Raw genomic sequence first — 25,029 nt, 5'->3', positions numbered from 1 at the left:
GCACCCACCGACAGTGGGCGGATGCTCCGACGCTCGCTCGCGCTCGCCGCCCTCTTCCTCGTCCCCGCCGCACCTGCGCTGGCCGCGCCCTGTCCTGACGCCTCCGGAACGGTACGCGGCACCGTGACGCTCAAGAACGCGACCCTGCGGTGGGAGGGCACGGTCGGCGACGACGCGCGGCTGCGGTCATGGGGTCACACGCTCACCGTGAAGGCCAAGCGCCCGCGCGCGACGTTCACGCTCACGCGCGCGAAGCTGGACCCGCGGCGCGCCGCCAAGGTCGCCGGGCGCGGCCGCTGGACCGGCTCGCGCGCGAAGCGCAAGGCGCGCACCGCCGCCGCCACGGCCGCGCAGCGCACGCTCGAGCGGCGCGCGCGTGAGGCGTTGCTCGCCGCGGAGCGAGCCTGGTACGACGACTTCGCGTGCGTGACGCTGACCGCCGCGCCCGCGAACGCCAGCGCGCAGGTCGGCCAGGCGGTCGGCGTCACGTTCACCGCCTCGGCACCCGGCACGCTCGCGCTGTCGGACCTCGCGCGCGGCCGTGCCGACGGGCCGAGCGGCCTGGCCACCACGTTCACCGGCACCGAGGCCGGGCGGGGCGGCGTCACGGCGACGCTCACCGGCCGGCGCGGTCGCGCCCGCGCGCGCTGGGAGATCGACCTGCTGCCGCCCGTCGCCGGCCCGCGCCGGCTCGTACTGGTCGGCGTGCATCTGGACGGCACGATCTCCCACGCGCGTGAGGAGCTCCCGCAGATCCCGGAGGACAACGTCACCACCAAGTGGCAGACGGACGGGACGATGAGCTACCGCACCGGCGACCCGTTCGTCGGCAAGCCGTACGACTGGGACCTGCTGGACACGTCGAAGCCGCAGGTCGCGACGCTGCCATCCGTCCGCTACGAGGCGAGCATGAAGGCCCGCATCGACCAGTGGGTCGACAACGACCACAACTGGTGGGTCTGCGACTACGTGACGCCCGCCCCGGAGAAGCCCGCCGGCCTCGTCGGGGTCCTCACCAGGCCCGGCCTGGACTACGAGATCTTCTGGTCGCTGATGCCGGCCGTGCCCAAGTGCGAGGGCACGTATCCGCTGTTCGGCTTCGAGCCGTTGCCGTCTGCGGCTTTGACGTCGCGGTTCACGGCTTCCGACCTCTCCGGGCAGGGCGGCGCCGTCGTCCGGCTCCCGGTCGACATCGACCATCGCTGGACCGACGGCGCCGGCACCCACCGCGTCACGTGGAAGGGCTACGTGGAGGTTGTCAGCGCTTGAGCAGGTAGGTCGTCGCGACGCCCGCGCCGGTGATCTTCAGGGTCACCGAGCGCTTGCGCTTGAGCGCCTTCTTCGCGGCCTTGGTGAACTTGAGCTTGATGGTGGCCTTGCCGCTCTTGGCGGTGGCCGAACCCGAGGCCACCGTCTTGCGCCCCTGCTTGGCCGTCAGCTTGACCTTGCCGGTGACGCCGCTGACGGTCACGCTGAGGCCGGACTTCAGGGCCTTGGCGAGCCTGGTGCGCTTGACGGCCAGGTTCACACCCGCCTGCGGTGTGCCGCCGGTCGTGGGCGGCGGGCCGCCCTTGACCGGCGCGCGGTCGACGGCCTCGCAATCGGCGGCCACGACGTCGGCGGCGTCCGCGGTCACGCGGTCGCTGCCGGTGCCGCAGTTGACCGAGTCGATCTCGCCGTCACGCACGTCGATCGTGTCGTTGCCGGCGTTGAACAGGTCGCACGCGTACTCGTTGCAGCGCGTCTTGCGGTCGCCGTTGACGGTGTCGCGCCCGGGGCCGCCGACGAGCGTGTCGTCGCCGAAGCCGCCCTCGAGCAGGTCGTCGCCGGCGCCGCCGTCGACGCGGTCGCCATGCGCGTCGCCCGCGATCAGCGTGTCGTTGCCGGCCAGGCCCGAGAGCGTGCCGGCCGCGCCGACCTGCGGGGCGGTGAACTCGTTGTCGCCCGCGTCGCCGGTGAACGAGCCCGCCGAGCTGGACGTGATCCGCTCGACCGCGACGACGTTGTCGCCCTCGCCTGAGCGACCGTCGTTGGCCTGCCCGTCGAGCGAGATCGCGATCGGCGGGGCGAGGCTCGGCTCGCCCGAGTACACGTAGTCCTTGAGCACGTCGGTGCCGTCGCCGCCGTCGAGGACGTCGGCGAAGATGCCGTGCTCAGACGGCCAGTCGCCGGTCAGCGTGTCGTTGCCGGCCTCGCCGTGGAGCTCGTCGGTGCCGCGCTGGCCGCCGTGGAGCGTGTCGTCGCCCGGGCCGCCGAAGAAGCGGTCGGTGTTCACGCCACCCTCGAACGTGTCGTTGCCCGCGCCGCCGTGCGCGACCACGGTCGCGTTCGTGTCGCGCGTGAGGAACGTGTCGTTGCCGTCGCCGAGGTCGACGACCATCGCGCCCTCGCCGAACGTGATGACGGTGAAGCTCTCGGTGACCTGGAACTCGTCGTTGCCGGCGCCGAGCGAGACGCGGACCTGCTGCGCGGGGTCCTCGCAGATGGTCGTACCGCCGCGCTCATCACGGGTGCAGCCGTGGCCGGCGGTGACATCGCCGAGCAGGTGGACCATCTGGCGGCCGTTGTCGTCGCGGTGCAGGCTGGCGACGATGTCGTTCGCCTCACCGGGCGTGCGCTCGGTGATATCGAGGAAGCGGCCGTCGGGGGAGAGGACGGCCTGGCTCGCGTGCGCCGGGGCCGCGCACAGGGCGAGAGCGAGCGTCGCGAAAGAGAGGGACTTGAGGAGCATGGACGCGCAACTCTCGCCCCATTCCCGTGCGCCGGCATCGTCTGGATGGGGTGCATGGGTCAGCCGAATTGCGTAGCGGGTCGCGCCGTCGGGTGGTGGCCGCGCGTTGGCGCCGTCGACATCTTGGACTCCGATGACCGATTCCCTGGAGCACACCCAACTCGTCGCCCTGGACTGCGGGGCGGTCCTGCGCACGGGTGCGGGGCTCTCCGAGAGCGTCGGCGTCGGCGTGCTGCCGACGGCGCTGGAGATCACCGAGACGCTGTTGCGCGCGAGCGCACACCGCGAAGCCGTGGCCGAGATCGGGCGGTACGGCTGCTGGCTGACCGTGCGCGTGGCGGCGAACATGGCCGCCGACGAGTGGCGGCGCAAGGCCGTGCGAGTGCACAGCCGGCTGCGGGGCTTCGACGGGCAGATGCGCGTCGAGCCCGCGCACGGCGGCTCGCGCATCACCGTCTCGCTGCTCGTGACCTAGAGGAACCAGTCGCGCGGCGCGTTCGGCGCCTCGGGCACCGGGCCGCGCGTGCGCGGCGCGGCCCACTGCACCGCGTTGGCGAGCACGCGCCGGATCTCGGGCTGGTAGTACACCGGGTAGTCCTGGTCGCCCGGGCTGAAATAGAAGATCCGGCCCGCGCCGCGCTGGAAGCAGCAGCCGGAGCGAAAGACCTCGCCGCCGGCGAACGACGAGATGAACACGAGCTCGTCGGGCTCGGGGATGTCGAAGTGCTCGCCGTACATCTCCTGCGCGGGGATGACGATCGGGTGCGGGACGCCCTGCGCGATCGGGTGCGCCGGGTTGACGGTCCACACCAGCTCGCGCTCGCCCTCGTTGCGCCACTTGAGGCTGCAGGTGGTGCCGACCAGGCGCTGCAGGATCTTCGAGTAGTGCCCCGAGTGCAAGACCAGCAGGCCCATGCCGCCGAGCACGGCGTCGTGCACGCGCCGGACGACCGCGTCGTCGACCTGGTCGTGCGCGATGTGACCCCACCAGGTCAGGACGTCGGTCGCATCGATGACGTCCTGCGGAAGGCCGTGCTCGGGTTGGTCGAGCGTGGCGGTGCGCGTGCGCACGCCGTCGCCGAGCAGTTCGGTGAGCCCGGCGGCGATCGCGCCGTGCATGCCGTCCGGATAGCGCTCGGCCACCTCCGGCTCGTTGCGCTCGTGGACGTTCTCGCCCCACACGGTGACGCGTACCATCCGCCGAATCTCTAGCACGAACACACTGCGGGCGGGGGTGGTGGGCGTCGGCTGGGCCGGCGAGCAGCACGCCGACGCCTACGCGAAGCTGCCCGGCGTCGAGCTCGCCGGGATCGCCGGGCTGGAGGAGCCCGTGCGCACCGAGCTCGCCGAGCGGCTCGGCGTCGAACGCCACGTCGCGACGTGGGAGGAGCTGCTCGAGGACGAGTCGCTGGACGTCGTCAGCGTCGCGGTGCCCACGTTCCTGCACACGCCGATCGCGATCGCCGCGCTCGAACGCGGGCTGCACGTGCTGTGCGAGAAGCCGATCGCGCGCACGCCCGAAGAGGCGGCGGCGATGGTGGCGGCGGCCGAGAAGGCCGGCCGGATCCTGGACGTCGCGTTCAACCGCCGCCAGCGCAACGACATCCAGGCGCTGCGCCGGCTGATCGAGGCCGGACGGCTCGGCAAGCCGTACTACACGAAGGCGTGGTGGCTGCGGCGCAGCGGCATCCCGACGCTCGGGTCCTGGTTCACCAGCCGCGAGACGGCGGGCGGCGGGCCCTTGGTCGACCTCGGCGTCCACCTGCTCGACTACGCGCTGTTCCTGATCGGCCAGCCGAAGGTCACGACGGTCAGCGCCTCCACCTACGACCTGCTCGGCAGCGCCGGCTTCGGCGGCGCCTCGATCCCGGGCAAGACGGGCGGGAGCGGCGAGTTCGACGTCGAGGACCTCGCCAGCGCGTTCCTACGCCTCGACGACGGCGGGACGCTGCTGGTGGAGACCAGCTGGGCGACGCACCGCACCGACGACATGCAGTTCGGCATCACGATCTACGGCACCGAGGGCGGCGCGGAGCTGCGCGTGGACGAGACGCTCGGCACCGGCACGCTGACCGTCTTCTCGGAGGTCGACGGCGTGCCCGCGGTGATGCAGCTGGACCCGGAGCCGGGCGGCGGGCACGACGAGGTCGTCGAGCAGTTCCTGGATGCCGTGCGCGCCGGAGAGGGCGGTCAGGGCGCGGCGGCCGCCGAGCTGGCGCGGGTCGTCGACGCCTGTTATCGCTCGGCCGAAGCCGGACGCGAAATAGCACTGTCGTAGGCGACGTGAAGCGTGCCGCCGGGCGCCAGCCAGCGCTCGGCGAGCGCCCGAGCCCGTTCGGGCTCGCGGTGGAAGAGGCCGACGCGGACCGCGAAGATCGTGTCGAAGCGGCGGTCGCCGAGGTCGGCATCCTCGAGGCCGGTGACGATGAACTCGCCGGTCGGGTTTCTGCGCTGGGCCGCCGCGACCATCTTCGCGGAGCGGTCGATGGCGGTGTAGCGCGCGCCCCGCTCGATCACGTAGGTGGCGGCGACGCCGTGGCCGCAGCCGATCTCCAGCACGCGCTGGCCGACCTGGATCTCGAGCGCGTCGACGACGCGACGCAAGCGCTCGCTCATGTGCGCTTGATCTGCTTGAGGCCGCCGTGCTCGGTCCACACGTCGATCACGAGGTGCGTCTGTTCCTCGTTGACGGTCACGACCGACGCCTCGCGGATGTCGAAGCGAAACAGGTGGTGCTGCTCGTGCGGAACCGCCACGGCGAGGCCGGCGAGCTTCGCGTCGGCGAGGCCCTCGGGGCTCGTGTCCGAGTACCCGTTGTGGACCGCCACGCGAGGGTCGCGCAGCAGGTCCTTCGCCTTCAGCGCGCCGGGCATCGAACCGAGCCACAGCTCGCCGTCGCGGAACTCCACCTCCGTCCCGGAGATGCGCGGAGCCCCGTCCTTGCGCAGCGTCGCCATGAACTTGTGCTTGTGCGCGTCGAAGGACGCCTTCACCCGCTCGGCGAGCTCCGGGGCGGCCTTCTCGAACTCGGACCAGGTTGCCATGGGCGTGAAGGTGACGTCACTTCGGCGCGCGGTCCAGTAAGACGTCGAAAGCGATCAACGTGCCCGACCGCCTCCGTGACCTGATCGATCTCGTGTTGTCGTCCCTCGACGAGGGGATCGACGGTGCCGAGCTGGCCGAGCGGGCGCACTTCTCACGCGACCACCTCGATCGGCTGCTCGCCGCGGCGACCGGGGAGTCGCCGGTCGCGCTCCGACGGCGGCTGCTGCTCGAGCGCGCGGCGTGGCAGCTGCGCGCCGGGGTGCCGCCGGCCGAGGCGGCGTCGCTGGCGGGCTACGGCAGTGTCGCGGCGTTCTCGCGCGCGTTCTCGCGGGCGTTCGGCGCGCCGCCGAGCGCGTACGCCGGCGAGGTGCACCTGCCCGCGCCGAACGGCATCCACTTCCATCCGCCCGCGGGGCTGCTCATCCCGGGCGGCGCGCCGAGCGGCGGCGATCTGACCGAGCGGATGGTGCTCCACCACCTCGACCGGGTGCGCGAGCTGCTGCAGGCGGCGGCCTCGCTGCCCGCCGACGAGTTGCAGCGGGAGCTGCGGCCGGGGCTGGTGGTCGTGTGGTTCGAGGGCGAGGAGCCGAGCGCGGCGCTGATGTGCGAGCGCCTCGTGTACACGCTCGAGGTGTGGGTGGCGGCGATCGACGGGCGCGAGGTCCCGGTGGCCGGGGCGGGTGACTGGCTCCCGCGCTTCGAGCGGGCGGCGACGGACTTCGCCCGCATCGCCAAGCGCATCCGCGACCGCGGCGCCTGGGACGACGCGTTCGTGGATGCGCTGTGCGAGCCGCCGCAGTCGTTCACCTACGGCGGAGTGCTCTCGCACGTGCTGGCGTTCGGGGCGGCGCGGCGGGAGGCGCTCGCCGGCGTGCTGGCTCAGTTGGGCGCCGACGTCTCCTCCGGCGACCCGATCGTGTGGGAGTTGAGCCATTCGCGCCACTCGTCGGTGAGGTCGGGCGCGTCCGCGCCGTAGAGGTAGAGGTGAACGGCGCTCATCGTCGCGCCGCCCATCGCGAACGCCATCGCGAGCCCGATGCCCCGGTGCGGCTCGCTCATGCGGACGATCTGCTCGAACTCGCCGTCGTGGATCAGCTCGCCCGTCCACGGGGGCGTGAGCGCGGCGTAGGCGGCGGCGCGGTCCACTGGGTCAAAGCGCGCCACCATCACCGTCGTGCACGGCTGGCCGGCGAAGTGCTCGAGGTAGGTCTTGAGGATCAGCAGGTAGCCGTCCCAGCCCGCGGCGAGGTTGTCGAGCATGTCGTCCCAGTCGCCGCCGGTCGCGGTCACGGTCGAGACGAGGCGGACGATGCACGTCCCGCCGGACTGCGCCTCCACCAGGAACTCGGTCGCGAGCTTGCCCTCGACCTCGCCCTCCCACTGCTCGTCGTAGGCGAAACGATGCGGCGGGTCCCAGTCGGTGATCGTGCCGCTGTCGGCCATGCCGGTGCCGATGTCGAGCCGGACCTTGCCGCCGACACGCCCCTCGACCTCGGCCGGCACGAACCAGGTCTCGATCCCCGGGCCGGTCGCGATCGCCTCCCACACCTGCTCGGGCGTGCCGGGGACCTCGATGCGGTTCTCGCGCTTCATTGCGGGTGCTCCTGGATCGGGTGGGTGGCGACGACGAGCCGGTGCGGCTTCCCGCCGTCGTGGTGGTACTTGGAGGCGAGCTGGGTGACAGCCTCGGTGAGCTCGGCGGCGAACGCCGCGCGGTCGTCGGGGCTGGCGAACTTGATCTCGGCGTCGAGGCCGAGCGTGTCCTCGCGGGGGTCGAGCTCGGCGACCTCGCGCAGCAACCGGCCGGCGAGCGCGATCAGGTAGCGGCTGGCGAGCGCGCGCTTCCCGAGTGCCTGCGGCGAGACGATGTAGGACGCGGCCGTGGCCTGCAGCACGCGCTCGGTGAGCCCGCCGTGGCGGCGCTCCTCGGCGACCTCGACGAGCCCCTTCTCCTCCAGCGCGCGCAGGTGGTAGTTGACCTTCTGGCGCGGGAGGCCGACCCGCTGCGCCAGGCTCGCGGCGCTCCCGGGGGTGGCGAGCTCGGCGAGCAGCCGGGAGCGGATCGGGTCGAGCGCGGCGGCCGCGACGGCCGGGTCTTCGATCAGGGCGACGTCCCGCATGAGCGCATTGTGTGCTTGACAAGAATTTTTGTCAAGCTACGGTCCGCGGCGATGAAGATCGTGCTCGCCGGTGGCACCGGCCAGGTCGGACACGTGCTGCGGCGGGAGTTCGCCCGCGACGAGGTGGTCGTGATCTCGCGGTCGGAAGGGGTGCGCTGGGACGGGCGCACGCTCGGTTCGTGGGTGAGCGCTCTAGAGGGCGCCGACGCGCTGATCAACCTCGCGGGCAGCACGATCGACACGCGCTACACGCCGGCCAAGCGGCGCGCGATCATGCGCTCCCGGCTCGAGTCGACGTGGGCGCTGGTGGAGGCGATGAAGCGCTGCGCGGTGCCGCCCGCCGCGTTCCTGCAGTCCTCGACGGCGACGATCTACGCCGACAACTACGGGCCCGCATGGGACGAGACCGGCCGGCTCGGCGGGGACGAGGACGGCGTGCCGGACACCTGGCGGTTCTCGATCGACGTGGCGCGGCGCTGGGAGGAGGCCGCGGCCGAATCACCGGTGCGGACCGTGCTCATGCGCACCGCGATGGTGATGTCCCCCGACCGCGGCGGGGTGTTCGACGTGCTGTACGGCTTGGCGCGGCGCGGGCTCGGCGGCCCGGCCGCGGGCGGCCGCCAGTACGTGTCCTGGATGCACGACCTGGACTTCGGGCGCGCGGTCCGCCGGCTGGTCGAGGACCCGTCGTTCTCCGGCCCGGTGAACCTGTCCTCGCCGAATCCGGTGCCCTACGGCGAGTTCATGCGCGTGCTGCGCGACGGGCGCGTGGGGCTGCCCGCGACCAAGTGGATGCTCGAGATCGGCGCGTTCTTCATGCGCACGGAGACCGAGCTCGTCTTGAAGAGCCGCCGCGTGATCCCGGGCCGCCTGCTCGAGGCGGGCTTCGAGTTCCAGTTCCCGGAGTGGGAGCCCGCGGCGCGCGACCTCGTCAGTCGACGCGCCTGAGCGCCGCGACGGTCGCGTCCCGCGTCACCGCGTGCACCTCGTCCGGGATCGACTCCAGGTTCGCCTTGCGGATCAGCTTCAGCGGCCGGCCGAGCGGCGTGAAGAAGTCGTCGTAGTGCGTCGGCACCAGCACCCGCGGGTCGAGCTTGGGCAGGATCCGCTCCCAGTAGCGCGGCGACACGTGCCGCCCCGCGACGCCCGCGAGGAACACGTCGACCGGCTCGCGGCCGAGCTGGTCGTCGTCGAGCTCCGCGCTCCCCTGGTGATAGAGCGCGATCCCCGCGACCTCGATCCGGATGCCGTAGATCGCTCCGCACTTGTACGCGCCCGGATGCAGCGCGTGCACGTCCTCGCACGTGAGCTCGCCGGCGAACGGCACCTTGCGGCCGAGGATGAGCTTCGAGTGCCGGCTCGGCGTGAAGCTCACCGTGAACGGGCCCAGCTCGTAGCGCTTTCGCGGTTCGACCACCACGCTCGGCAGGCCGTGCAGCGCCATCAGGTGGGCGAGTGAGGCGCTTCCGTACATGGGTGCGTCGTGGCGCTTCGCGAGGGCCGGCGCGTCCACCGCGTGGTCCCAGTGCGTGTGGCCGATCAGGATGCCGGCCACTGGGCCGGGAGGCTTGACGTAGCGAGCGAGCACGGCTTCGTCGGGGCGCGCGGGGCGGCGCAGGATGAGGTCGCGCAGCGGGACGCGTGAGACGTACGGGTCCACGAGGAGCGAGACGTCCTCGTAGGTGAGCCGGAACCCCGCCACGCCGAGCCATTCGAGCTCGAGCCCGGGCGGGAGATCGAGCGGCGTGTGTTCGAGTTCGGCCAGCACTGGGCGCGAACGGTAACGGCGAGCACACCCACTGGCCGCGCGTCAAGCAGCTCGCGCTTCGCGGCGAGCCGCTTGACCTGCGGCGGCGGGTGCGCTCTTGTGCCAGTAAGCCGGGTTCCCCGGACTGCGTGAACGCTTGCGCGTTCACCTCGGGTCATTGGCGAGGGGCAATCGGTCACTTGACCCCCTATGCGGTGGTCAACTGACGGATCACCTCACCGAGTGCTCGATTTCTCTGGCATAGCGCGGGAAATCGAGCACTCGACGGGGTTGCGCTCAGGTCTGCGCCCGGGCGCGCCGGCGCCAGCCGGCCTAACCAGCCCTAGAGCGCGCCCGCCGCGACGGGTCAAGCCGTTCGTGACGACCGCCGCGCGCCCGCAAGCCGTCCGCGCATGAATTGCTTGACGCGGCGCCAGCGGGTGTGCTCTCCGGACTCGGGCGCGTGCCGCTCTAGCCGTAGTGCGCGGAACGCCACCCGGGCCCGGGCCCGGGCGGGCGGCGGCGACGCATGGCGGCGGCCACGAGCAGCGCGACGATCACGAACGGCGCGCTCAGCACGCTCAGCGCCACCACGGCCACGATCGCCATCACGACGCCGGTCAGCACGATCATCGGGATCGCGATCGCGGACAGGCCGACGAGCACCATCGCGGCGCTGGGCTCGCGGCGCTTGGCCGGAGCGGGCGCGCGGCGGGGCCGCGGGGCGGGCGGGCGCGCACCGCGCGGAAGGTCGACCAGCAGCCGTTCGAGGTCACCGCGCGTGACGGCGGCGTAGGCGAGCCCGATCCGCTCTTCGAGCTCGTCGTGGTCGATCCGGCCGACGAGGGCGCTCTCGCGGAGGAAGTCCACGACGCGCTCGCGCTCGGCGTCCGACGCTCGGAGTTCCGGAGTGGGGCGCTGCCACGACGACATGGGATCCAGTGTGGGGGGTGGTGGACGCGATTGCAAGGCTCACTGGACACGTCTCGGGGTAACCCCACCTCGTGTCTGTGGACCCGTCAGTGACGGCTGCGCTCGAAGCGGCGATTGCGGCTGACCCGCACAATCCCGCGCTGCGGGTGCATCTGGCGTCCCTGCTGGTGATGGCGGGTGACGCGGGGCGGGCGCTCGAGCACGCGCAGGCCGCGCTCGCCGCGACGCCCGACCACGCCGAGGCGCTCGCCGCCGCGCGCGACGCCGCCCGGGCGCTGGGCGACACCACGCGGGCGGAGAGCTACGCGCGCATCCTGCGCGGGTTCGGTGAGGAGCCGCGCACGCCCGACGAGCCGGTGCCGGGCTTCGGGCCGCGTTGGGCGGCCGAAACCGACTCGGAAGAGCTCGACGACACCGAGGAGCCGCTCGCGATCCCCGAGGGCTTCACCGAGCTCGAGCCCGAAGGGCTGGTGGAGGCCGAGCGCCCGCGCGTGACGCTCGCCGACGTCGGCGGGCTGGAGGACGTCAAGGCGCGCCTGGACGCCGCGTTTCTCGCGCCGCTGCGCAACCCGGAGCTGCGCGCCTACTACGGCAAGTCGCTCCGCGGTGGCCTCCTCCTCTACGGGCCGCCGGGCTGCGGCAAGACGTTCCTCGCGCGCGCGGTCGCGGGTGAGCTCGGCGCGAACTTCTTCGCGCTCGGCCTCAACGACGTGCTGGACATGTGGCTCGGCGAGTCCGAGCGGCGCCTGCACGACGCGTTCGCCGCCGCCCGCCGTGCGGCGCCGTGCGTGCTGTTCCTCGACGAGCTGGACGCGCTCGGCCAGAAGCGCAGCCACCTGCGTCACTCGGGCGCTCGCAACGTCGTCAACCAGCTGCTGGCGGAGCTCGACGGCGCGCAGGCCGACAACGAGGGCGTGTTCGTGCTCGCGGCGACCAACCATCCGTGGGACGTGGACACGGCGCTCCGGCGTCCCGGCCGGCTGGACCGCACGGTGCTGGTGCTCCCGCCCGACTTCAAGGCGCGCGAGGCGATCCTGCGCCACGCGCTCGAGGAACGGCCGATCGAGGGCGTGGACGTCGCCAAGCTCGCCCGCCGCACCGAGGGCTGCTCGGGCGCGGACCTCGTGCACGTGGTCGAGTCCGCCGCCGAGCAGGCGCTGCAGGAGTCGATCCGCACCAACGCCATGCGCCCGATCACGATGCGCCAGCTCGAACAGGCCGCGCAGGAGGCGCCGCGATCCACGAAGGCGTGGTTCGGCGTCGCCCACAACTACGCGCTGTACGCCAACGAGGGCGGCCAGTACGACGATCTGCTGGCCTACATCCGGAGTCACAAGCTGCTGTGACCGCCGACGCCGCGCTCGAGCGCGCCTCCGCGCTCCTGGATCTGCAGCGGCCGCAGGAGGCGCTCACCCACCTGCAGCGCGCGTTCTCGGCCACGCCCGACGTCCCCCAGCTGCACTGTCTGGCCGCGCTCGCGTTCCTGCAGCTCGACGACCCCGGCCAGGCGCTGACGGCCGCCGGCGCCGCCGTGCGGCTGAGCCCGGAGCAGGAGTGGGGGCACCGCATCTGCGCCGTCGCGCTGATCAAGCTCGGCCGCGCCACCGACGCCCGCCGTGCCGCGCTCGAGGCGGCCCGGCTCGCGCCCGAGCTCGCCACGACCCACATCGTGCTCGCCAGCGCGCTGCAGGCCTCCGGTGATCACGCCGGCGCCGTCGCCGCCGCGCGGCACGCGGTCGCGCTCGACCCCGACGACGCCGCGACGCACTCCACGCTCGGCGAGGTCCTGTTCGAGCAGGACCGCCCCGCCGAGGCCATCCCGGCCTACGAGCACGCGCTCCGGCTGGACCCCGAGGACGCCGACACGCTCAACAACCTCGCCGTCGCCCGCCTGCGCGCGTACCAGCGCGCGGGCACGGCCGAGCAGTTCGAGGCGGTCGCCCGGCTGGACCCGCGGCACGAGATCGCGCGCCACAACCTCCTGCACACCGGTCCGGCGGGCCGCAGCTTCGTCTACCGCCGCTTCAGCACGCTCGCGGCCGTCGTCGCGATCCTCATGCTCGCCGCCGAGCCCGCCGCGTTCCTCACGTTCACCGTGATCGCCCTGAGCTTCGAGGGTGTGCGTGCGCTCGAAGTCAGAAGGCTGAGTGCACCGACGCGCCAACTTCTGGCCGACGACCGCCGCGCGCGGCGGTTCAGGCCGCTGCGCTGGGACTGGTCCTGGCCGCTGCGCCTGCGCCCCTGGTGGTGGATCGCGATCGAGCACGTGATCCGCGAAGCGCGCCGCTCGCACCGGCGCCGGCGCGATCCCGGCGCCGGAATGAGGTATTGACACCGCCCCCTCGGGCCGGGTTGAGTTCCATCCGCGAGTTCGAACCGGGGGGAAGAGGGTCATGAAGACGCTGTCATTGGTCGTTGCGTTAGCTGGACTGCTGCTGTTCGCGGCGCCGTCGTCGGCGCTGGATCTCGAGCGGGTGACGGTCGCCGAGCTCCAGACGAAGATGGCGGCGGGAGAGCTGACGAGCGTGCAGGTCACCCGCGCGTACATCGACCGCATCGCCGCGGTCAACGCGCGTGGCCCGGGGATCAACGCCGTCCGGCTCGTCAACCCGCGTGCGCTCCAGGACGCGAGCCTGCTCGACCTCGAGCGCGCCACGGGGAAGGTCCGTGGCCCGCTGCACGGCGTCCCCGTGCTCGTCAAGGACAACCTCGACGTCGCCGGCCTGCCGACCACGGCCGGCAGCGTGGCGCTCGAGAACAGCATCCCCGACCGGGACTCGACCGTCGTGGCCAAGCTGCGCCAGGCCGGCGCGGTGATCCTCGGCAAGACGAACCTGTCCGAGTTCGCGTACTTCATGTCGACCAGCGCGCCGAGCGGCTACTCCTCGCTCGGCGGCCAGGTCCTGAACCCGTACGACCTCGACGCCGGGCCCAGCGGCTCGTCCTCGGGGTCGGGCTCCGCCGCCGCGGCCGGCCTCGCCGCGATCACGATCGGCACCGAGACGAGCGGCTCGATCGTGAGCCCGTCCGCGGCGCAGGGCATCGTCGGCCTGCGTCCGACGATCGGCCTCGTGTCCCGCGCGGGCATCCTGCCGATCTCCTCCACGCAGGACACCGCCGGGCCGATGACGCGCACCGTCGCCGACGCGGCCGTCGAGCTGCAGGCGATCGCGGGGGCCGACCCCGAGGACCCGGTCACCGCGAACGCGCCCACCACCGACTACCTCGCCGGCCTCAAGCCGGACGCGCTGGCCGGCAAGCGGATCGGCGTCATCGCCAGCACGAACGCGCAGTATCTCGCCGCGGTCGCCGCCGTCCAGGCGCTGGGCGCGACCACCGTGCAGATCGCGGCGCCGACCTCGGCCGCGCCGTTCGACGTCCTCACCGCCGAGTTCAAGCGCGACCTGAACGCCTACCTCGGCCGCCTGCCCGCGAGCGCGCCGCGCAAGTCGCTGGCCGACATCATCGCCTTCAACGAGGCCCACGCGGACGAGGCGCTGAAGTTCGGACAGGCGCTGCTGACCGCCAGCCAGGCGGTCGACCTCACCGACCCGGCACAGAACGAGGCGTACGTCGCCGCCCGGGACAGCCAGCGCGCCGCGGCCCGCGCCGCGATCGACGACGCGCTCACGGCCAACAACCTCGAAGCGATCCTCACGCCCTCGGGCACCATGACCGGTCTCGGCGCCCGCGCGGGCTACCCGCAGATCGTCGTCCCGGCGGGCTACAACCCCGCCAACCGCATCCCCGTCGGCATCGCCTTCAACGGCGCCGCGTTCAGCGAGGCCAAGCTGCTCGCGTTCGCCTACGCCTACGAGCAGGCGACCAAGCTGCGCAAGACGCCGAGCGAGATCAACCCCGCGGCGTGGCGCTGCTACGCCGGCAACCCCCGCTCGTGCCCGCCCGGCCGTGAGATCGCGACCGGCGTGACGCTCGACTTCCCGCTGGAGACCGCGACCGTCGCCGACCTGCAGGGCCGGATGACCGCGGGCAGCCTCAGCGCGACCCAGCTGACCAAGGCCTACCTGCAGCGGATCGCGCTCACCAACACCGAAGGGCCGTCGATCAACGCCGTCCGGCTGATCAACCCGAAGGCGCTGGAGGAGGCCGCGAAGGCCGACGCCGAGCGCGCCGCGGGCGCGGTCCGCGGCCCGCTGCACGGCATCCCGGTCCTGGTCAAGGACAACCTCGACGTGGCTGGGCTGCCCACCACGGCGGGCTCGGTCGCGCTGGAGAACAGCATCCCGGACAAGGACTCGCCGGTCGTCGCAAAGCTGCGGGCCGCGGGCGCGGTCCTGCTCGGCAAGGTCAACCTGTCCGAGTTCGCGAACTTCCTCACCAACGGCATGCCCAGCGGCTACAGCTCGCTCGGCGGCCAGGTGCTGAACCCGTACAACGCGGACATCACGCCGAGCGGCTCCTCCAGCGGCTCCGGCGCCGCGGCCGCCGCCGGCCTGGCCGCGATAACGATCGGCACCGAGACCAGCGGCTCGATCGTGAGCCCGTCCGCGGCGCAGGGCATCGTGGGCGTGCGCCCGACGATCGGGCTCGTCTCGCGCACCGGCATCCTCCCGATCTCCGCCACGCAGGACACGGCTGGGCCGATGACCCGCTCGGTCGCCGACGCGGCGGCCGAGCTCGGCGCGATCGCCGGCAAGGACCCCGAGGACCCGGCCACCGAAGCCGCGCCGGACACGGTCCCCGACTACCTCGCCGCGTTGGACCCGCAGGCGCTGGCCGGCAAGCGGATCGGGGTCATCAACAACACGAACGCGCAGTACGTCGCCGCGGTCGCGGCCGTGCAGGCGCTGGGCGCGACGACGGTCCAGATCCCCACGCCGAGCGCGCAGAGCACCGGGGACATCCTCACGCCGGAGTTCAAGCGCGACCTCAACGCGTATCTCGGGCGACTCCCGGCGAGCGCGCCGATGAAGTCGCTCGCGGACATCATCGCCTACAACAACGCGCACCCCGACGACGCGCTCAAGTACGGCCAGACGCAGCTGCTCGCCAGCCAGGCCACGGACCTCACCGACCCCGCCCAGAACGCGGCGTACGTGATCGCCCGCGACACCGGCCGCGCCAACGCGCGCGCCGCGATCGACACCGCGCTGACCACGAACAACCTCGAGGCCATCCTCACGCCGTCCGGCACGATGACCGGCCTCGGCGCCCGCGCGGGCTACCCGCAGATCGTGGTCCCGGCGGGCTACAGCGCCACGACCCGCGACCCGGTCGGGATCGCGTTCAACGGCACGGCCTTCACCGAGGCCAAGCTGCTCGCGTTCGCCTACGCCTACGAGCAGGCGACCAAGCTGCGCAAGCCGCCGAGCGAGACCAACCCGAGCCTGTGGCGCTGCGTGCCCGGCAACGCGTACGTCGTCTCCACCCGCGCGTGCGCGCCGAGCACGCCGGCCAACGCCGACGCCGTCTCGACGATCGTCAGCGGCACGGTGCCGGCGATGCTCTCCCTCACGCTCGGCCGACCGCCGACGTTCGATCCGTTCCAGCCGGGCGTCGAGCAGGTCTACACCGCCAGCACCGACGCGAACGTCATCAGCACCGCCGGTGACGCCTCGCTCACCGTGAGCGAGCCCGGCTACCTCACCAACGGCGCGTTCCGGCTGGCGCAGCCGCTGCAGGTGCAGATCGCGCCCAACGCGTGGAACGGGCCGGTGTCCAACGACCGGGCGACGATCACGTTCCGCCAGCCGATCGGCGCGAACGAGCCGCTGCGCACGGGGGCCTACACGAAGACGCTCACCTTCACGCTCTCGACCACCAGTCCATAACCCCCTTGACCAATTGTCCACGCCCGCCTCCGCGCGGGCGTGGGCGAGAGGAGTAGCTTCCCGCGCACGTCGACCCGGGGGGGTTCAATGAGAGGTAGGGGTATGGTCGCGGCGCTCGGCGTCGCGATGTTGCTGTTCCCGGCTGCGGCGTCCGCACAGGACCCGGAGCAGGTGACGGGGGTGACGGTCACGCAGGACGTCGGGTTCACCACGCTCAAGTGGAACCCGGTGGCGGGCGCGACCGACTACCAGATCGAACGTGCGCCGGCCGGCACGCCGGAGGGGACGGCGGGCACCGTCGTCGGCGTCTGGCAGCCGCAGCGCACGATCACGCCCGACAAGCCGGCGTTCGCCGACTCGGGCTACAAGCTCGGCGACAGCTTCCGCTGGCGCGTGCGCGCCCGCTTCGGCACGGGCACCAGCGCCGTGCTCAAGCCGTACTCGGCGCCGGTCGAGGGCACGACGCTCGGCCATCCCGGCCCGGCGGAGCTGCTGACGGCGTGGGAGAAGCGCGACACCGCGACGGACCCGAACATCGCCAACGACTACACGACGACGGCCGAAGAGGAGACGTTCACGGCGGCGCTCGACGCCGCCAGCGACCGCTTCCGGCGCGTCGAGCTCACGCGGACGATCCAGAACCGCCCGCTGGACCTGTACATCCTCGGCTATCCGAAGCCGCCCGACACCGCGGCGGAGATCTCGGCCCGGCCGACGTTCTGGGTCAACTGCAACGTGCACGGCAACGAGGCCTCCGGCCGTGAGACCTGCTTCACCATGGCGCGCCAGCTCGCCTTCACCCAGGACCCGGCGATCCTGGACATGCTGAGCAAGATCACGGTGCTGATCATGCCGTCGAGCAACCCGGACGGCCGCGCGCTCAACCAGCGCGGCAACTCCACCGGGCAGGACCTCAACCGCGACCACGCCCTGATCGAGCAGGCCGAGACCAAGGCGCAGGCGCAGCTGATGCGCGACTACACGCCCGACGTGTCGGTCGACAACCACGAGGGCGACAGCGAAGACCTGCCGATCCTCACCGCGCGCCACCTGAACGTCTACGAGCCGCTCTTCGAAGAGGGCAAGTCGCTCGTGAACGAGTGGATGTACGGCGCGGCCGCCCAGTCGGGCTGGTGGATGGGCCCGTACAGCACCGGCGGCGACTCGCACGAGGGCATCCTGCGCAACACGTCCGCGCTCAAGAACAGCGTCGGCCTGCTGGGCGAGGCGCGCGCCGCGCCGGGCACGACCCGGCCGGCCGAGGGCGGCACCAACACCCGCGCCAACGAGAACCGCAAGGCGTACGCGCACCTGTGGGAGAACTGGGAGGCGTACCGGTACTTCTACGCCAAGCTCAACCAGATCACCGCGCTCAACAAGGCGTCGGAGGCGTTCCAGACGCGCCAGACGCTCAACCGCACGGTGCTGCGCGGCTCCTACCCGTGGCCGCTCGTGCCGCACGTGGGCGCGAACCCGGACGACCAGCCGGACGTGGACACGCCGCTTGCGGCGCGCATCCTGGACCCGGCGCCCTGCGGCTACTACATGACGCAGGCCGACTACGAGGCGCCGCGCACGAGCATCAGCCCGACGCCGATCCAGGCCGGCTCGATCGCCTCCCGCCTCGCGATCCACGGCATCAAGGTCGTGCCGTGGGGCCAGGGCGTGCTCGTCCCGCTCAAGCAGCCGCTGGGCGGCCTGGTCGCGCCGATGCTGGACGCCGCGGGCGTGCTGCCGATGCTGCGCACGGCGGTCCGCTACTACGGCTCCTGCGAGGGCGGGACGGTGTCCGGCACGGTGCCGGCGACGTTGTCGCTCACGCTCGGCTCGGTCCCGTCACTGGGCGCGTTCCAGCCCGGCGTCGACGCCGAGTACGTCGCCGCCGCCGACGCCACCGTGACCTCGACGGCCGGCGACGCGATGCTCAGCATCTCCGACAACGGCCCGAGCCCGGGGCATCTGGTCAACGGCGCGTTCGCGCTCGCGCAGCCGCTCCAGGCCCAGGCCGGCACGGGCGGGTTCTTCCCGCTCCGCGCCTCGCCGCTGAACCTGTACGCCTACAGCGCGCCGGTGTCCAACGACGTGGTGACCCTCGCCTTCAAGCAGGTCATCGGCCGGACGGACCCGCTGCGCACGGGCACCTACAGCAAGACGCTCACGTTCACGCTGAGCACCACCAACCCGTAGAGATCTGACGGGGCGCCGCTGTTGCGGCGGCGCCCCGCACGGGTTTGAGACGATGGCGGTGATGAGGATCACCGGGGTGCACACCGCCGTCGTCGAGGCGAACTACGACTGGACCTTCGTGCGCATCGATGCCGAGGGTGAAGGGCTGAGCGGGATCGGGGAGTGCTTCGGCGCGCCCGGGCTGACGGGGATCATCCGCGATCTCGCCCCGTTGCTGATCGGCGAGGACGCGCGCGACGTGGACCGCCTGTGGGCCAAGCTGCGCTGGGGGTGCTCCGGCGCGGGCTCGGTCGCGGGCATCGCCTACAACGCGATCTCGGGGATCGAGGCCGCGCTGTGGGACCTGGTCGGCCAGCACTACGGCGTGCCGATCTACCGCCTGCTCGGCGGCGGCAAGTTCCGTGACACCGTGCGCATGTACGCGGACTGCCACGCGGGTGAGGCGCTGCACTCGATGGACGCGACGATGGTCGAGCGGCCGGCGCGCTGGGGGCAGGAAGGGCCGGACGCGGTGGCCGTCGGCGCGATCCGCAACCCCGAGCACGGGCGCGCGTACGCCAAGGGCGTCCCGGACGAGGTCTTCACCCCGGAGCTGTACGCGGAGCGCGCGCGCCAGGTGGTCGCGGACCTCGGCTTCAGCGCGCTGAAGTTCGACCTGGACGTCCCGACGCCGTACATGCAGGACACGGCCTCCGGGACGCTGTCGCGCGCCGAGGTCAGGTACATGGTCGAGCTGGCCGCGGCGGTGATCGACGCGGTCGGGGACGAGGTGGACGTGGCCTTCGACTGTCACTGGCGCTACCAGGTCGCGGACGCGCAGCGGCTGGCGCACGAGCTCGAGCCGCTCGGGCTGATGTGGCTGGAGGACCCGGTGCCGCCGGAGAACGTGGCCGCGCTGGCGCGCGTGACCAAGTCGACGTCTACGCGGATCGCCACCGGGGAGAACGGCTACATGCGGCACGGCTTCCGCGAGGCGTTCGAGACCGGGGCGATGGACATCGCCGCGCCCGATCCCCAGAAGACGGGCGGGCTGCTGGAGACGCGCCGGATCGCCGACTACGCCGACACGCACTACATCTCGATGGCGCCCCACTGCATCGCCTCGCCGATCGGGACGGTCGCGAACGTGCACGTGTGCGCGGCGATCCCGAACTTCCTGGCCTTGGAGTGGCACGGGATGAGCGTGCCGTTCTGGAACGACCTGGCCGTCGGGTTCGACGGGCCGGTCATCGATCAGGGGAAGGTGAAGGTGCCGGACAAGCCGGGGCTGGGCGTGAAGCTGAACCTGGAGCTGGCGCGCGAGTACGCGCGGCCCGACGAGCCGTTCTTCGACGAATGATCGCCGCTCGTTACTCGCAGACCGGCGGGTCCGACGTGTTGGAGGTCGGCGAGGTGCCGACGCCGCAGCCCGGGCCGGGCGAGGTCCTGGTGCGGCTGGCGGTCGCCGGCGTGAACCCGACCGACTGGAAGTTCCGCGCGGGCGCGACCGGCTCGCTGAACTTCGACTTCCAGGTGCCCGGGCAGGACGGCGCGGGCGTGATCGAGGCTGTCGGTGAGGGCGTCGCCAAGGCGTGGAAGGGCGAGCGCGTGTGGGTGTACCTGGCCGCCTGGCAGTCCCAGTGGGGGACCGCGGCCGAGTACACGGTCGTGCCGGTCGAGAAGGCCGTGCCGCTCGGGGACGCATCCTTCGAGCTCGGGGCGTCGCTGGGCGTGCCGGCGCTGACGGCCTACCACTGCCTGTTCTCCGACGGGCCGATCGAGGGGCAGCGCGTGCTGGTGCACGGCGGCGCGGGCGCCGTGGGGCACGCCGCGATCGAGCTGGCCAGGTGGGGCGGCGCGTCCGAGGTGGTGACGACGGTGTCGTCGCCGGAGAAGGCCGAGCTGGCGGGCGCCGCGGACGTGATCGTCAACTACCGCCAGGACGGCGCGGCGGAGAAGATCGGCAAGGTCGATCGGATCGTCGAGGTCGCGCTGGGGCCGAACCTCGCGCTGGACCTCGAGGTGGCGAACCCGTACGCGACGATCATGACCTACGCCGCCGATCAACCCTCGGCCGAGGTGCCGATCCGCGCGGCGATGAGCGCCAACCTGAGCCTGCGGTTCATGCTGCTCTACACGATTCCGGAACCCGCGCTGCACGACGCGATCGGCGGCGTGTCCAAGGCGGTCGAGGCCGGAGCGTTGACGCTGCTGCCGCTGCACCGCTTCCCGCTGGCCGAGACGGGCGCCGCGCACGACGCGGTCGAGAACGGAGCCGTGGGCAAGGTCGTCATCGACACGTGAGGGTCGGCCTCTTCGTCACCTGCCTCGTCGACCTCGTCGCACCCGAGGTCGGCGTGGCGACGGCGCGCGTGCTGGCGCGCGCCGGGCACGAGGTGGTGTTCCCGGAGGGGCAGACGTGCTGCGGGCAGCCCGCGTTCAACTCGGGCTACCGCGAGGAGGCGGCGACGGTGCTGCGCTCGACGCTGCGGGCGCTGGCGGCGGCGGACGTGGACGCGTACGTCGCGCCCGCGGGGTCGTGCACGACGATGGTCCGGACTTTCGCCGCCGGGCTGCTCGACGACGACCCGGCGCTGGCGGCCGTGGCGCCGCGGCTGTACGAGTTGTCCGAGTTCCTGGCCGAGCACGGCGGGGAGCTGCGCGGGCGGGTGCGGCGTTGCTCGGTCGCCTATCACGATTCCTGCCACATGCTGCGGGAACTGCGGCTGCGCGGGGAGCCGCGGGCCGCGCTCGCGCGCGTGGACGGCGTGTCCTTGGCGGACTGGGATGAGCAGCGCTGCTGCGGCTTCGGCGGCACGTTCGCGGTTCGCTCGCCTGAGCTGTCGGTCGCGATGGCCGACGAGAAGCTGCGCACGCTCGGCGGCGCGGACGCGCTGTGCGGAGCCGATCCGTCGTGCCTGATGCACCTGCGCGGGCGGCTGGAGAAGCTCGGCGTCAAGACGCCGGTGCGGCACCTGGCGGAGATCCTCGAAGAGGGAACGCGCCCGTGACCGACCTGGTGCGCGAAGCCGGCACGCGCGGCGCGCCCGCGTCCTCCCTGCGCGACCGCGAACGGGCCGCGCTCGCGGGCAGCGGGCACCTCCAGGTCGCGATCCGGCGCTCCACCGACAACATGGACGGGCGCTGGCGGGGTTTGCGCGAGTCGCTGCCCGGCGCCGAGGAGCTGCGCGAGGCCGCGCGCTCGCTGCGCTCGGCGGCGATCACCCGGCTGCCGGAGCTGCTCGGGCAACTTGCCGACAACGTCGAGGCCGCGGGCGGCCGCGTCTTCTTCGCCGCCGACGCCGATGAGGCCACCGGCTACATCACCGAGCTCGCGCAGCGCCGCGGCGCGACGCGCGCGGTGAAGGCCAAGTCGATGGTCACCGAGGAGATCCAGCTCAACGCGCGGCTGGCCGAGGTCGGCGTGACCGCGGTCGAGACCGACCTCGGCGAGTGGGCTCAGCAGCTCGACGGCGAGCCGCCCGCGCACATCCTCGGGCCCGCGCTGCACAAGACCCAGGCCGACTGGGTGCGCGTGCTGCGGCCCGAGGGCTACGAGGGCGGCGAGGACCCGGACGCGATGTGCGCGTTCGCCCGCCGCACGCTCCGCCCGCGCTTCCTCGACGCCGACCTCGGCATCACCGGCGTCAACCTCGCCGTCGCCTCGACCGGCACGCTCGTGATGGTCACCAACGAGGGCAACGGCCGGCTGACGTCGGGCGCGCCGCCGGTGCACGTGGCGGTGATGGGCATGGAGCGCGTCGTCGCCGACTGGCCGGAGGTGGACCTGCTGCTCGCGCTGCTCGGCCGCGCCGGCTCGGGCGTGAACTTCCCGACGTACGTGAACTGCCTGACGGGGCCGCGGCGTGAAAGCGAGCTGGACGGGCCCGAGGAGCTGCACCTCGTGATCGTCGACAACGGCCGCTCCAAGATTCTCGGCAGCCCGAGCCAGGAAGCGCTCAACTGCATCCGCTGCGGCGCCTGCCTGAACGCCTGCCCGGTCTTCCGCCAGATCGGCGGCCACGCCTACGGCGACGTCTACTCCGGCCCGATCGGCGCCGTGATCGTCCCGCTGCTGAGCGACGGCAACCACGAGCTCTCGCACGCCTCGTCGCTGTGCGGCGCCTGCTGGGAGGCGTGCCCGGTCAAGATCCCGCTGCACGAGCTGCTGCTCGAGGGCCGTGCCCAGCACGCGGGCTCCGAGCGCGCGTTGTGGCGCGCGTGGGCTCGCGCCTGGTCGAGCCCGCGCGCGTTCGCGCTCACCGGGGCCCCGGCCGGTCTGCGCCCGCCCCAGGCGCTCGTCCCACCCCCGTTCCGCGAGTGGGCGAAGGGCCGCACGCTGCCCCGCCGGGAGGGCTCAACGTTCCGCACTCGCTGGGCCCGCGGCGAGGTGCTCGATTGAACCGGAAGGCGTTTCTCGCGCGGCTCGAGGCGCGGCTTGCCGACGCCGCGCCGCCGGCCACGGCGCACCCGCCAGCGCCGGCGCCCGACGCCGTGCCGCGTGTGCGGTTCCCTCCGGATGAGCGGGCGCTCGAAGTGCGGTTCGGCGAGGCGCTGACCGCGATCCGCGGTCGGCTCGTCCCGCTCGACGAGTTGTTGTCGGCGCTCGCGCAGGTGCGCACGGCGGTGGTCACGACCGACGCGCTCGCGTTGCCGGACCACATCGAGCGGCTGCCGCTCGACCAGGCTGAGCGCGCGGACGCCGGCGTCACGCTCGCTCGAGCGGCGTGCGCGGCGACGGGCACGGTCCTGCTCGCGCCCAGTGAGCGCGAGACGCGGCTCGCTTCGCTGCTCCCGCCGCTGCACGTCGTGGCGGTGCCGCGCGACGTGCTCGTCGAGACGCCCGGCGACGTCCTGCGCGACCTCCCGCGCTTCTTCCCCGACGGTCTGCCGTCCGCGTTCTCCCTCGCGTCCGGCCCGAGCAAGTCCGCGGACATCGACGCGGTCGTCACCTACGGCGTCCACGGCCCGCTCGCCGTGCTCGCCGTCATCCTGTAGGCGTGATCACGCTCAAGTCGTTCCGAATCGTCGCCCTCGCCGAGGCCACCAGCTTCCTGATCCTGCTCGTGGCGTCCGTCCTCAAGCGCACCTCCGACTTCGAGGCCGGGGTCACGGTCATGGGTCCCGTGCACGGCGCGCTGTTCGTCGCCTACGTCGCGATGGCCATCTACCTGCGCCCCGATCAGGGGTGGGATACAAAGACCACCGCGCTGATCCTGCTCGGCGCGGTGCTGCCGTTCGGCGGCTACGTCGTCGACCGCTGGCTGACCTCGTCGTCGCGCTCGGCTCCGGCGAGCTGAGGTCCCAGGGCTGACACGGGCCGGCGCCGCGCGACCGCGGTATACGTGCGTTCACCAATTGGGGTAGACGTGTGGCTCCCCCCGCGGTTACGGTCGCGCCATGGAGCACGAGCGCGTGTCGCAGGACGGGCGCACCGGAGTGCGCGCCCGCAAACCCGAGCCGGTCATGCCGGTGCAGCCCGGCTCCCTGGCGTGGGCGTCCGCCGTCGGCAACGCCGCCGTGGCGCGTCTCGCGCGCCAGGCCGCGCCGGCTGAGCTCGAAGAAGAGGAGGCGCCGGCCGAGGCCGAGGCCTCAGGGCCGGAAGGCGCCGAAGCTGCATCGGGGCCGGAAAGCGCCGAGGCGAGCACGCCCGAGACGGCCGGTGAAGGCCCCGAAGCCGCCGACCCCGACGCGCTGCCCGAAGAGCTACCGGAGTAACCCGTGGCGGGCACGCGGACCGAGCCGGGCGCCGAGTCCGCGCACACCGTCGACCCGCCGACGCCCGCGCCGCAGTCCGCCTCGCCGGTCGCTCTCGAAGCCCCGCCCTCAGCCCTGACACCCGGCCCGCTGACGCCGTCCCGCGTCGCCGCTCTCCAACGCAGCGCGGGCAACGCCGCGGTCGCCCAGCTGATCGCCGCGCGCCGGGCCGCTCCACCGCCGCCCCGCTCGGTCGGCCGCCTCGTCAACCCCCGTCCCGACCGTCCCGCTCCGACGATCGACCCCGCAGCGCAGTCCGAGTCCCCGGCCGCCGCTCCGGACGCGATGTCGCCCGCCGCCGGTCCGGACCGTTCCGCTCCGACGATCGAGCCGGCATCGGAGTCCGAGTCCCTGACCGCCGCCACCGCCTCTCAGGGCGAGTCCGGCGCGGCCGAGTCGCCGCCCGCCGCGCCCCCCGGCTCCGCGGCGGCAGCGCCGGCTTCGGAGTCGGCCGCTGCCGTCTCGAACTCGTCGTCGGCCGCGGCGACCTTCGCCGCCGCCGCGGGCCCGGCCACCGAGCCGGCGACGTCCGGCGTGGCCGCTGCCGCCTCGAGCGCGCCGGCCGCCGCGGCCGCGTCCGGTGCGGGCGCCGAGTTCCCGTCCGCCTCCGGCATGGCCGGTGCCACCTCGAGCTCGCCGGCCCCCGCCGCGGCTCTCGGCGGCGCGGGGCCGGCGCCGGGGTCTCCGGCCGCGCCCGGCGCGGCGGGGCCCGGCTCGTCTTCGCCCACCCCGGCCCGC

The 25,029-nt window shown here is 72.9% G+C and carries 24 protein-coding genes and 1 pseudogene; 16 read left to right on the top strand and 9 right to left on the bottom strand.

What is annotated here, in order from left to right:
- Positions 1-21 precede the first annotated feature (21 nt).
- Positions 22-1,269: a hypothetical protein gene (locus OJ962_RS17775; RefSeq protein WP_202958080.1), complete on the top strand. Its 1,248-nt coding sequence runs from the start codon at positions 22-24 to the stop codon at positions 1,267-1,269.
- Here OJ962_RS17775 and OJ962_RS17770 read toward each other — a convergent pair.
- On the bottom strand, positions 1,259-2,731 hold the full coding sequence (locus OJ962_RS17770; RefSeq protein ID WP_202958081.1) for a calcium-binding protein: 1,473 nt from the start codon (positions 2,729-2,731) through the stop codon (positions 1,259-1,261). The two genes, OJ962_RS17775 and OJ962_RS17770, sit on opposite strands and share 11 nt — an antisense overlap.
- Positions 2,732-2,864: 133 nt before the next feature.
- On the opposite strand from OJ962_RS17770, the gene OJ962_RS17765 reads away from it, so the two are divergent.
- Positions 2,865-3,206, top strand: a complete 342-nt coding sequence (locus tag OJ962_RS17765) for a hypothetical protein (RefSeq protein ID WP_202958082.1) — start codon at positions 2,865-2,867, stop codon at positions 3,204-3,206.
- Here the strand turns inward: OJ962_RS17765 and OJ962_RS17760 are convergent.
- Positions 3,203-3,928, bottom strand: a complete 726-nt coding sequence (locus OJ962_RS17760) for a ThuA domain-containing protein (protein ID WP_202958083.1) — start codon at positions 3,926-3,928, stop codon at positions 3,203-3,205. The two genes, OJ962_RS17765 and OJ962_RS17760, sit on opposite strands and share 4 nt — an antisense overlap.
- Positions 3,929-3,965: 37 nt before the next feature.
- Here OJ962_RS17760 and OJ962_RS17755 point away from each other — a divergent pair, with 37 nt between their 5' ends.
- The gene (locus OJ962_RS17755) at positions 3,966-5,009 is read left to right on the top strand and encodes a Gfo/Idh/MocA family protein (protein WP_270006502.1); all 1,044 of its coding nucleotides are present in this window, start codon (positions 3,966-3,968) and stop codon (positions 5,007-5,009) included.
- Here the strand turns inward: OJ962_RS17755 and OJ962_RS17750 are convergent.
- Together OJ962_RS17750 and OJ962_RS17745 are read right to left on the bottom strand one after the other, a co-directional pair.
- Positions 4,967-5,347, bottom strand: coding sequence for a class I SAM-dependent methyltransferase (locus OJ962_RS17750; RefSeq protein ID WP_202958085.1), 381 nt, complete (start codon positions 5,345-5,347; stop codon positions 4,967-4,969). The two genes, OJ962_RS17755 and OJ962_RS17750, sit on opposite strands and share 43 nt — an antisense overlap.
- Positions 5,344-5,775 (bottom strand): pyridoxamine 5'-phosphate oxidase family protein, encoded by a 432-nt coding sequence (locus OJ962_RS17745; RefSeq protein WP_202958086.1) that lies wholly within the window; start codon positions 5,773-5,775, stop codon positions 5,344-5,346. Before OJ962_RS17745 ends, OJ962_RS17750 begins: the two co-directional genes overlap by 4 nt.
- A gap of 59 nt (positions 5,776-5,834) precedes the next feature.
- On the opposite strand from OJ962_RS17745, the gene OJ962_RS17740 reads away from it, so the two are divergent.
- On the top strand, positions 5,835-6,752 hold the full coding sequence (locus tag OJ962_RS17740; RefSeq protein WP_202958087.1) for a helix-turn-helix domain-containing protein: 918 nt from the start codon (positions 5,835-5,837) through the stop codon (positions 6,750-6,752).
- Here the strand turns inward: OJ962_RS17740 and OJ962_RS17735 are convergent.
- Together OJ962_RS17735 and OJ962_RS17730 are read right to left on the bottom strand one after the other, a co-directional pair.
- Positions 6,656-7,369, bottom strand: coding sequence for an SRPBCC family protein (locus OJ962_RS17735; RefSeq protein WP_202958088.1), 714 nt, complete (start codon positions 7,367-7,369; stop codon positions 6,656-6,658). The genes OJ962_RS17740 and OJ962_RS17735 overlap by 97 nt on opposite strands.
- Positions 7,366-7,896: an ArsR/SmtB family transcription factor gene (locus OJ962_RS17730; RefSeq protein ID WP_202958089.1), complete on the bottom strand. Its 531-nt coding sequence runs from the start codon at positions 7,894-7,896 to the stop codon at positions 7,366-7,368. The genes OJ962_RS17735 and OJ962_RS17730 overlap by 4 nt, the downstream gene beginning before the upstream one ends.
- 51 nt (positions 7,897-7,947) lie before the next feature.
- On the opposite strand from OJ962_RS17730, the gene OJ962_RS17725 reads away from it, so the two are divergent.
- Positions 7,948-8,844 (top strand): epimerase, encoded by an 897-nt coding sequence (locus tag OJ962_RS17725; RefSeq protein ID WP_202958090.1) that lies wholly within the window; start codon positions 7,948-7,950, stop codon positions 8,842-8,844.
- On the opposite strand, the gene OJ962_RS17720 is transcribed toward OJ962_RS17725, so the two are convergent.
- Together OJ962_RS17720 and OJ962_RS17715 are read right to left on the bottom strand one after the other, a co-directional pair.
- Positions 8,828-9,664: an MBL fold metallo-hydrolase gene (locus OJ962_RS17720; RefSeq protein ID WP_202958091.1), complete on the bottom strand. Its 837-nt coding sequence runs from the start codon at positions 9,662-9,664 to the stop codon at positions 8,828-8,830. The genes OJ962_RS17725 and OJ962_RS17720 overlap by 17 nt on opposite strands.
- Positions 9,665-10,114: 450 nt before the next feature.
- On the bottom strand, positions 10,115-10,576 hold the full coding sequence (locus OJ962_RS17715) for a DUF1707 SHOCT-like domain-containing protein (RefSeq protein WP_202958092.1): 462 nt from the start codon (positions 10,574-10,576) through the stop codon (positions 10,115-10,117).
- 77 nt (positions 10,577-10,653) lie between these two features.
- Between OJ962_RS17715 and OJ962_RS17710 the strand changes: the two genes are divergently transcribed.
- From OJ962_RS17710 to OJ962_RS17660, 11 genes are all read left to right on the top strand, one after another.
- A complete protein-coding gene (locus OJ962_RS17710; RefSeq protein WP_270006501.1) occupies positions 10,654-11,922 on the top strand; it encodes an ATP-binding protein in 1,269 nt (422 codons plus the stop codon).
- On the top strand, positions 11,919-12,908 hold the full coding sequence (locus OJ962_RS17705; protein WP_202958093.1) for a tetratricopeptide repeat protein: 990 nt from the start codon (positions 11,919-11,921) through the stop codon (positions 12,906-12,908). The genes OJ962_RS17710 and OJ962_RS17705 overlap by 4 nt, the downstream gene beginning before the upstream one ends.
- Positions 12,909-12,969: 61 nt before the next feature.
- The gene (locus OJ962_RS17700; RefSeq protein ID WP_202958094.1) at positions 12,970-16,368 is read left to right on the top strand and encodes an amidase family protein; all 3,399 of its coding nucleotides are present in this window, start codon (positions 12,970-12,972) and stop codon (positions 16,366-16,368) included.
- Between the two features lie 102 nt (positions 16,369-16,470).
- Positions 16,471-18,555: a M14 family zinc carboxypeptidase gene (locus OJ962_RS17695; protein WP_202958095.1), complete on the top strand. Its 2,085-nt coding sequence runs from the start codon at positions 16,471-16,473 to the stop codon at positions 18,553-18,555.
- 61 nt (positions 18,556-18,616) lie between these two features.
- Positions 18,617-19,894, top strand: coding sequence for a mandelate racemase/muconate lactonizing enzyme family protein (locus OJ962_RS17690; RefSeq protein ID WP_202958096.1), 1,278 nt, complete (start codon positions 18,617-18,619; stop codon positions 19,892-19,894).
- Positions 19,891-20,838: an NADPH:quinone reductase gene (locus tag OJ962_RS17685; protein WP_202958097.1), complete on the top strand. Its 948-nt coding sequence runs from the start codon at positions 19,891-19,893 to the stop codon at positions 20,836-20,838. Before OJ962_RS17690 ends, OJ962_RS17685 begins: the two co-directional genes overlap by 4 nt.
- Positions 20,835-21,545: a (Fe-S)-binding protein gene (locus OJ962_RS17680; RefSeq protein WP_202958098.1), complete on the top strand. Its 711-nt coding sequence runs from the start codon at positions 20,835-20,837 to the stop codon at positions 21,543-21,545. Before OJ962_RS17685 ends, OJ962_RS17680 begins: the two co-directional genes overlap by 4 nt.
- Complete coding sequence (locus tag OJ962_RS17675; RefSeq protein WP_202958099.1) at positions 21,542-22,936, top strand: LUD domain-containing protein; 1,395 nt, start codon at positions 21,542-21,544, stop codon at positions 22,934-22,936. The genes OJ962_RS17680 and OJ962_RS17675 overlap by 4 nt, the downstream gene beginning before the upstream one ends.
- The gene (locus OJ962_RS17670; RefSeq protein WP_202958100.1) at positions 22,933-23,532 is read left to right on the top strand and encodes an LUD domain-containing protein; all 600 of its coding nucleotides are present in this window, start codon (positions 22,933-22,935) and stop codon (positions 23,530-23,532) included. The genes OJ962_RS17675 and OJ962_RS17670 overlap by 4 nt, the downstream gene beginning before the upstream one ends.
- A 2-nt stretch (positions 23,533-23,534) precedes the next feature.
- Positions 23,535-23,834 (top strand): DUF3817 domain-containing protein, encoded by a 300-nt coding sequence (locus tag OJ962_RS17665; RefSeq protein WP_202958101.1) that lies wholly within the window; start codon positions 23,535-23,537, stop codon positions 23,832-23,834.
- Positions 23,835-23,934: 100 nt separating this feature from the next.
- Positions 23,935-24,252: a hypothetical protein gene (locus OJ962_RS17660; RefSeq protein ID WP_270006500.1), complete on the top strand. Its 318-nt coding sequence runs from the start codon at positions 23,935-23,937 to the stop codon at positions 24,250-24,252.
- Between the two features lie 410 nt (positions 24,253-24,662).
- Here the strand turns inward: OJ962_RS17660 and OJ962_RS17655 are convergent.
- Positions 24,663-25,029, bottom strand: a pseudogene (locus OJ962_RS17655) (hypothetical protein); the annotation flags it as partial.

Source organism: Solirubrobacter deserti, assembly GCF_027587175.1.
GTDB lineage: Bacteria > Actinomycetota > Thermoleophilia > Solirubrobacterales > Solirubrobacteraceae > Solirubrobacter > Solirubrobacter deserti.
The sequence above is the reverse complement of the archived record's forward strand: the minus strand, read 5'-3'. Positions and strand labels throughout refer to the sequence as shown.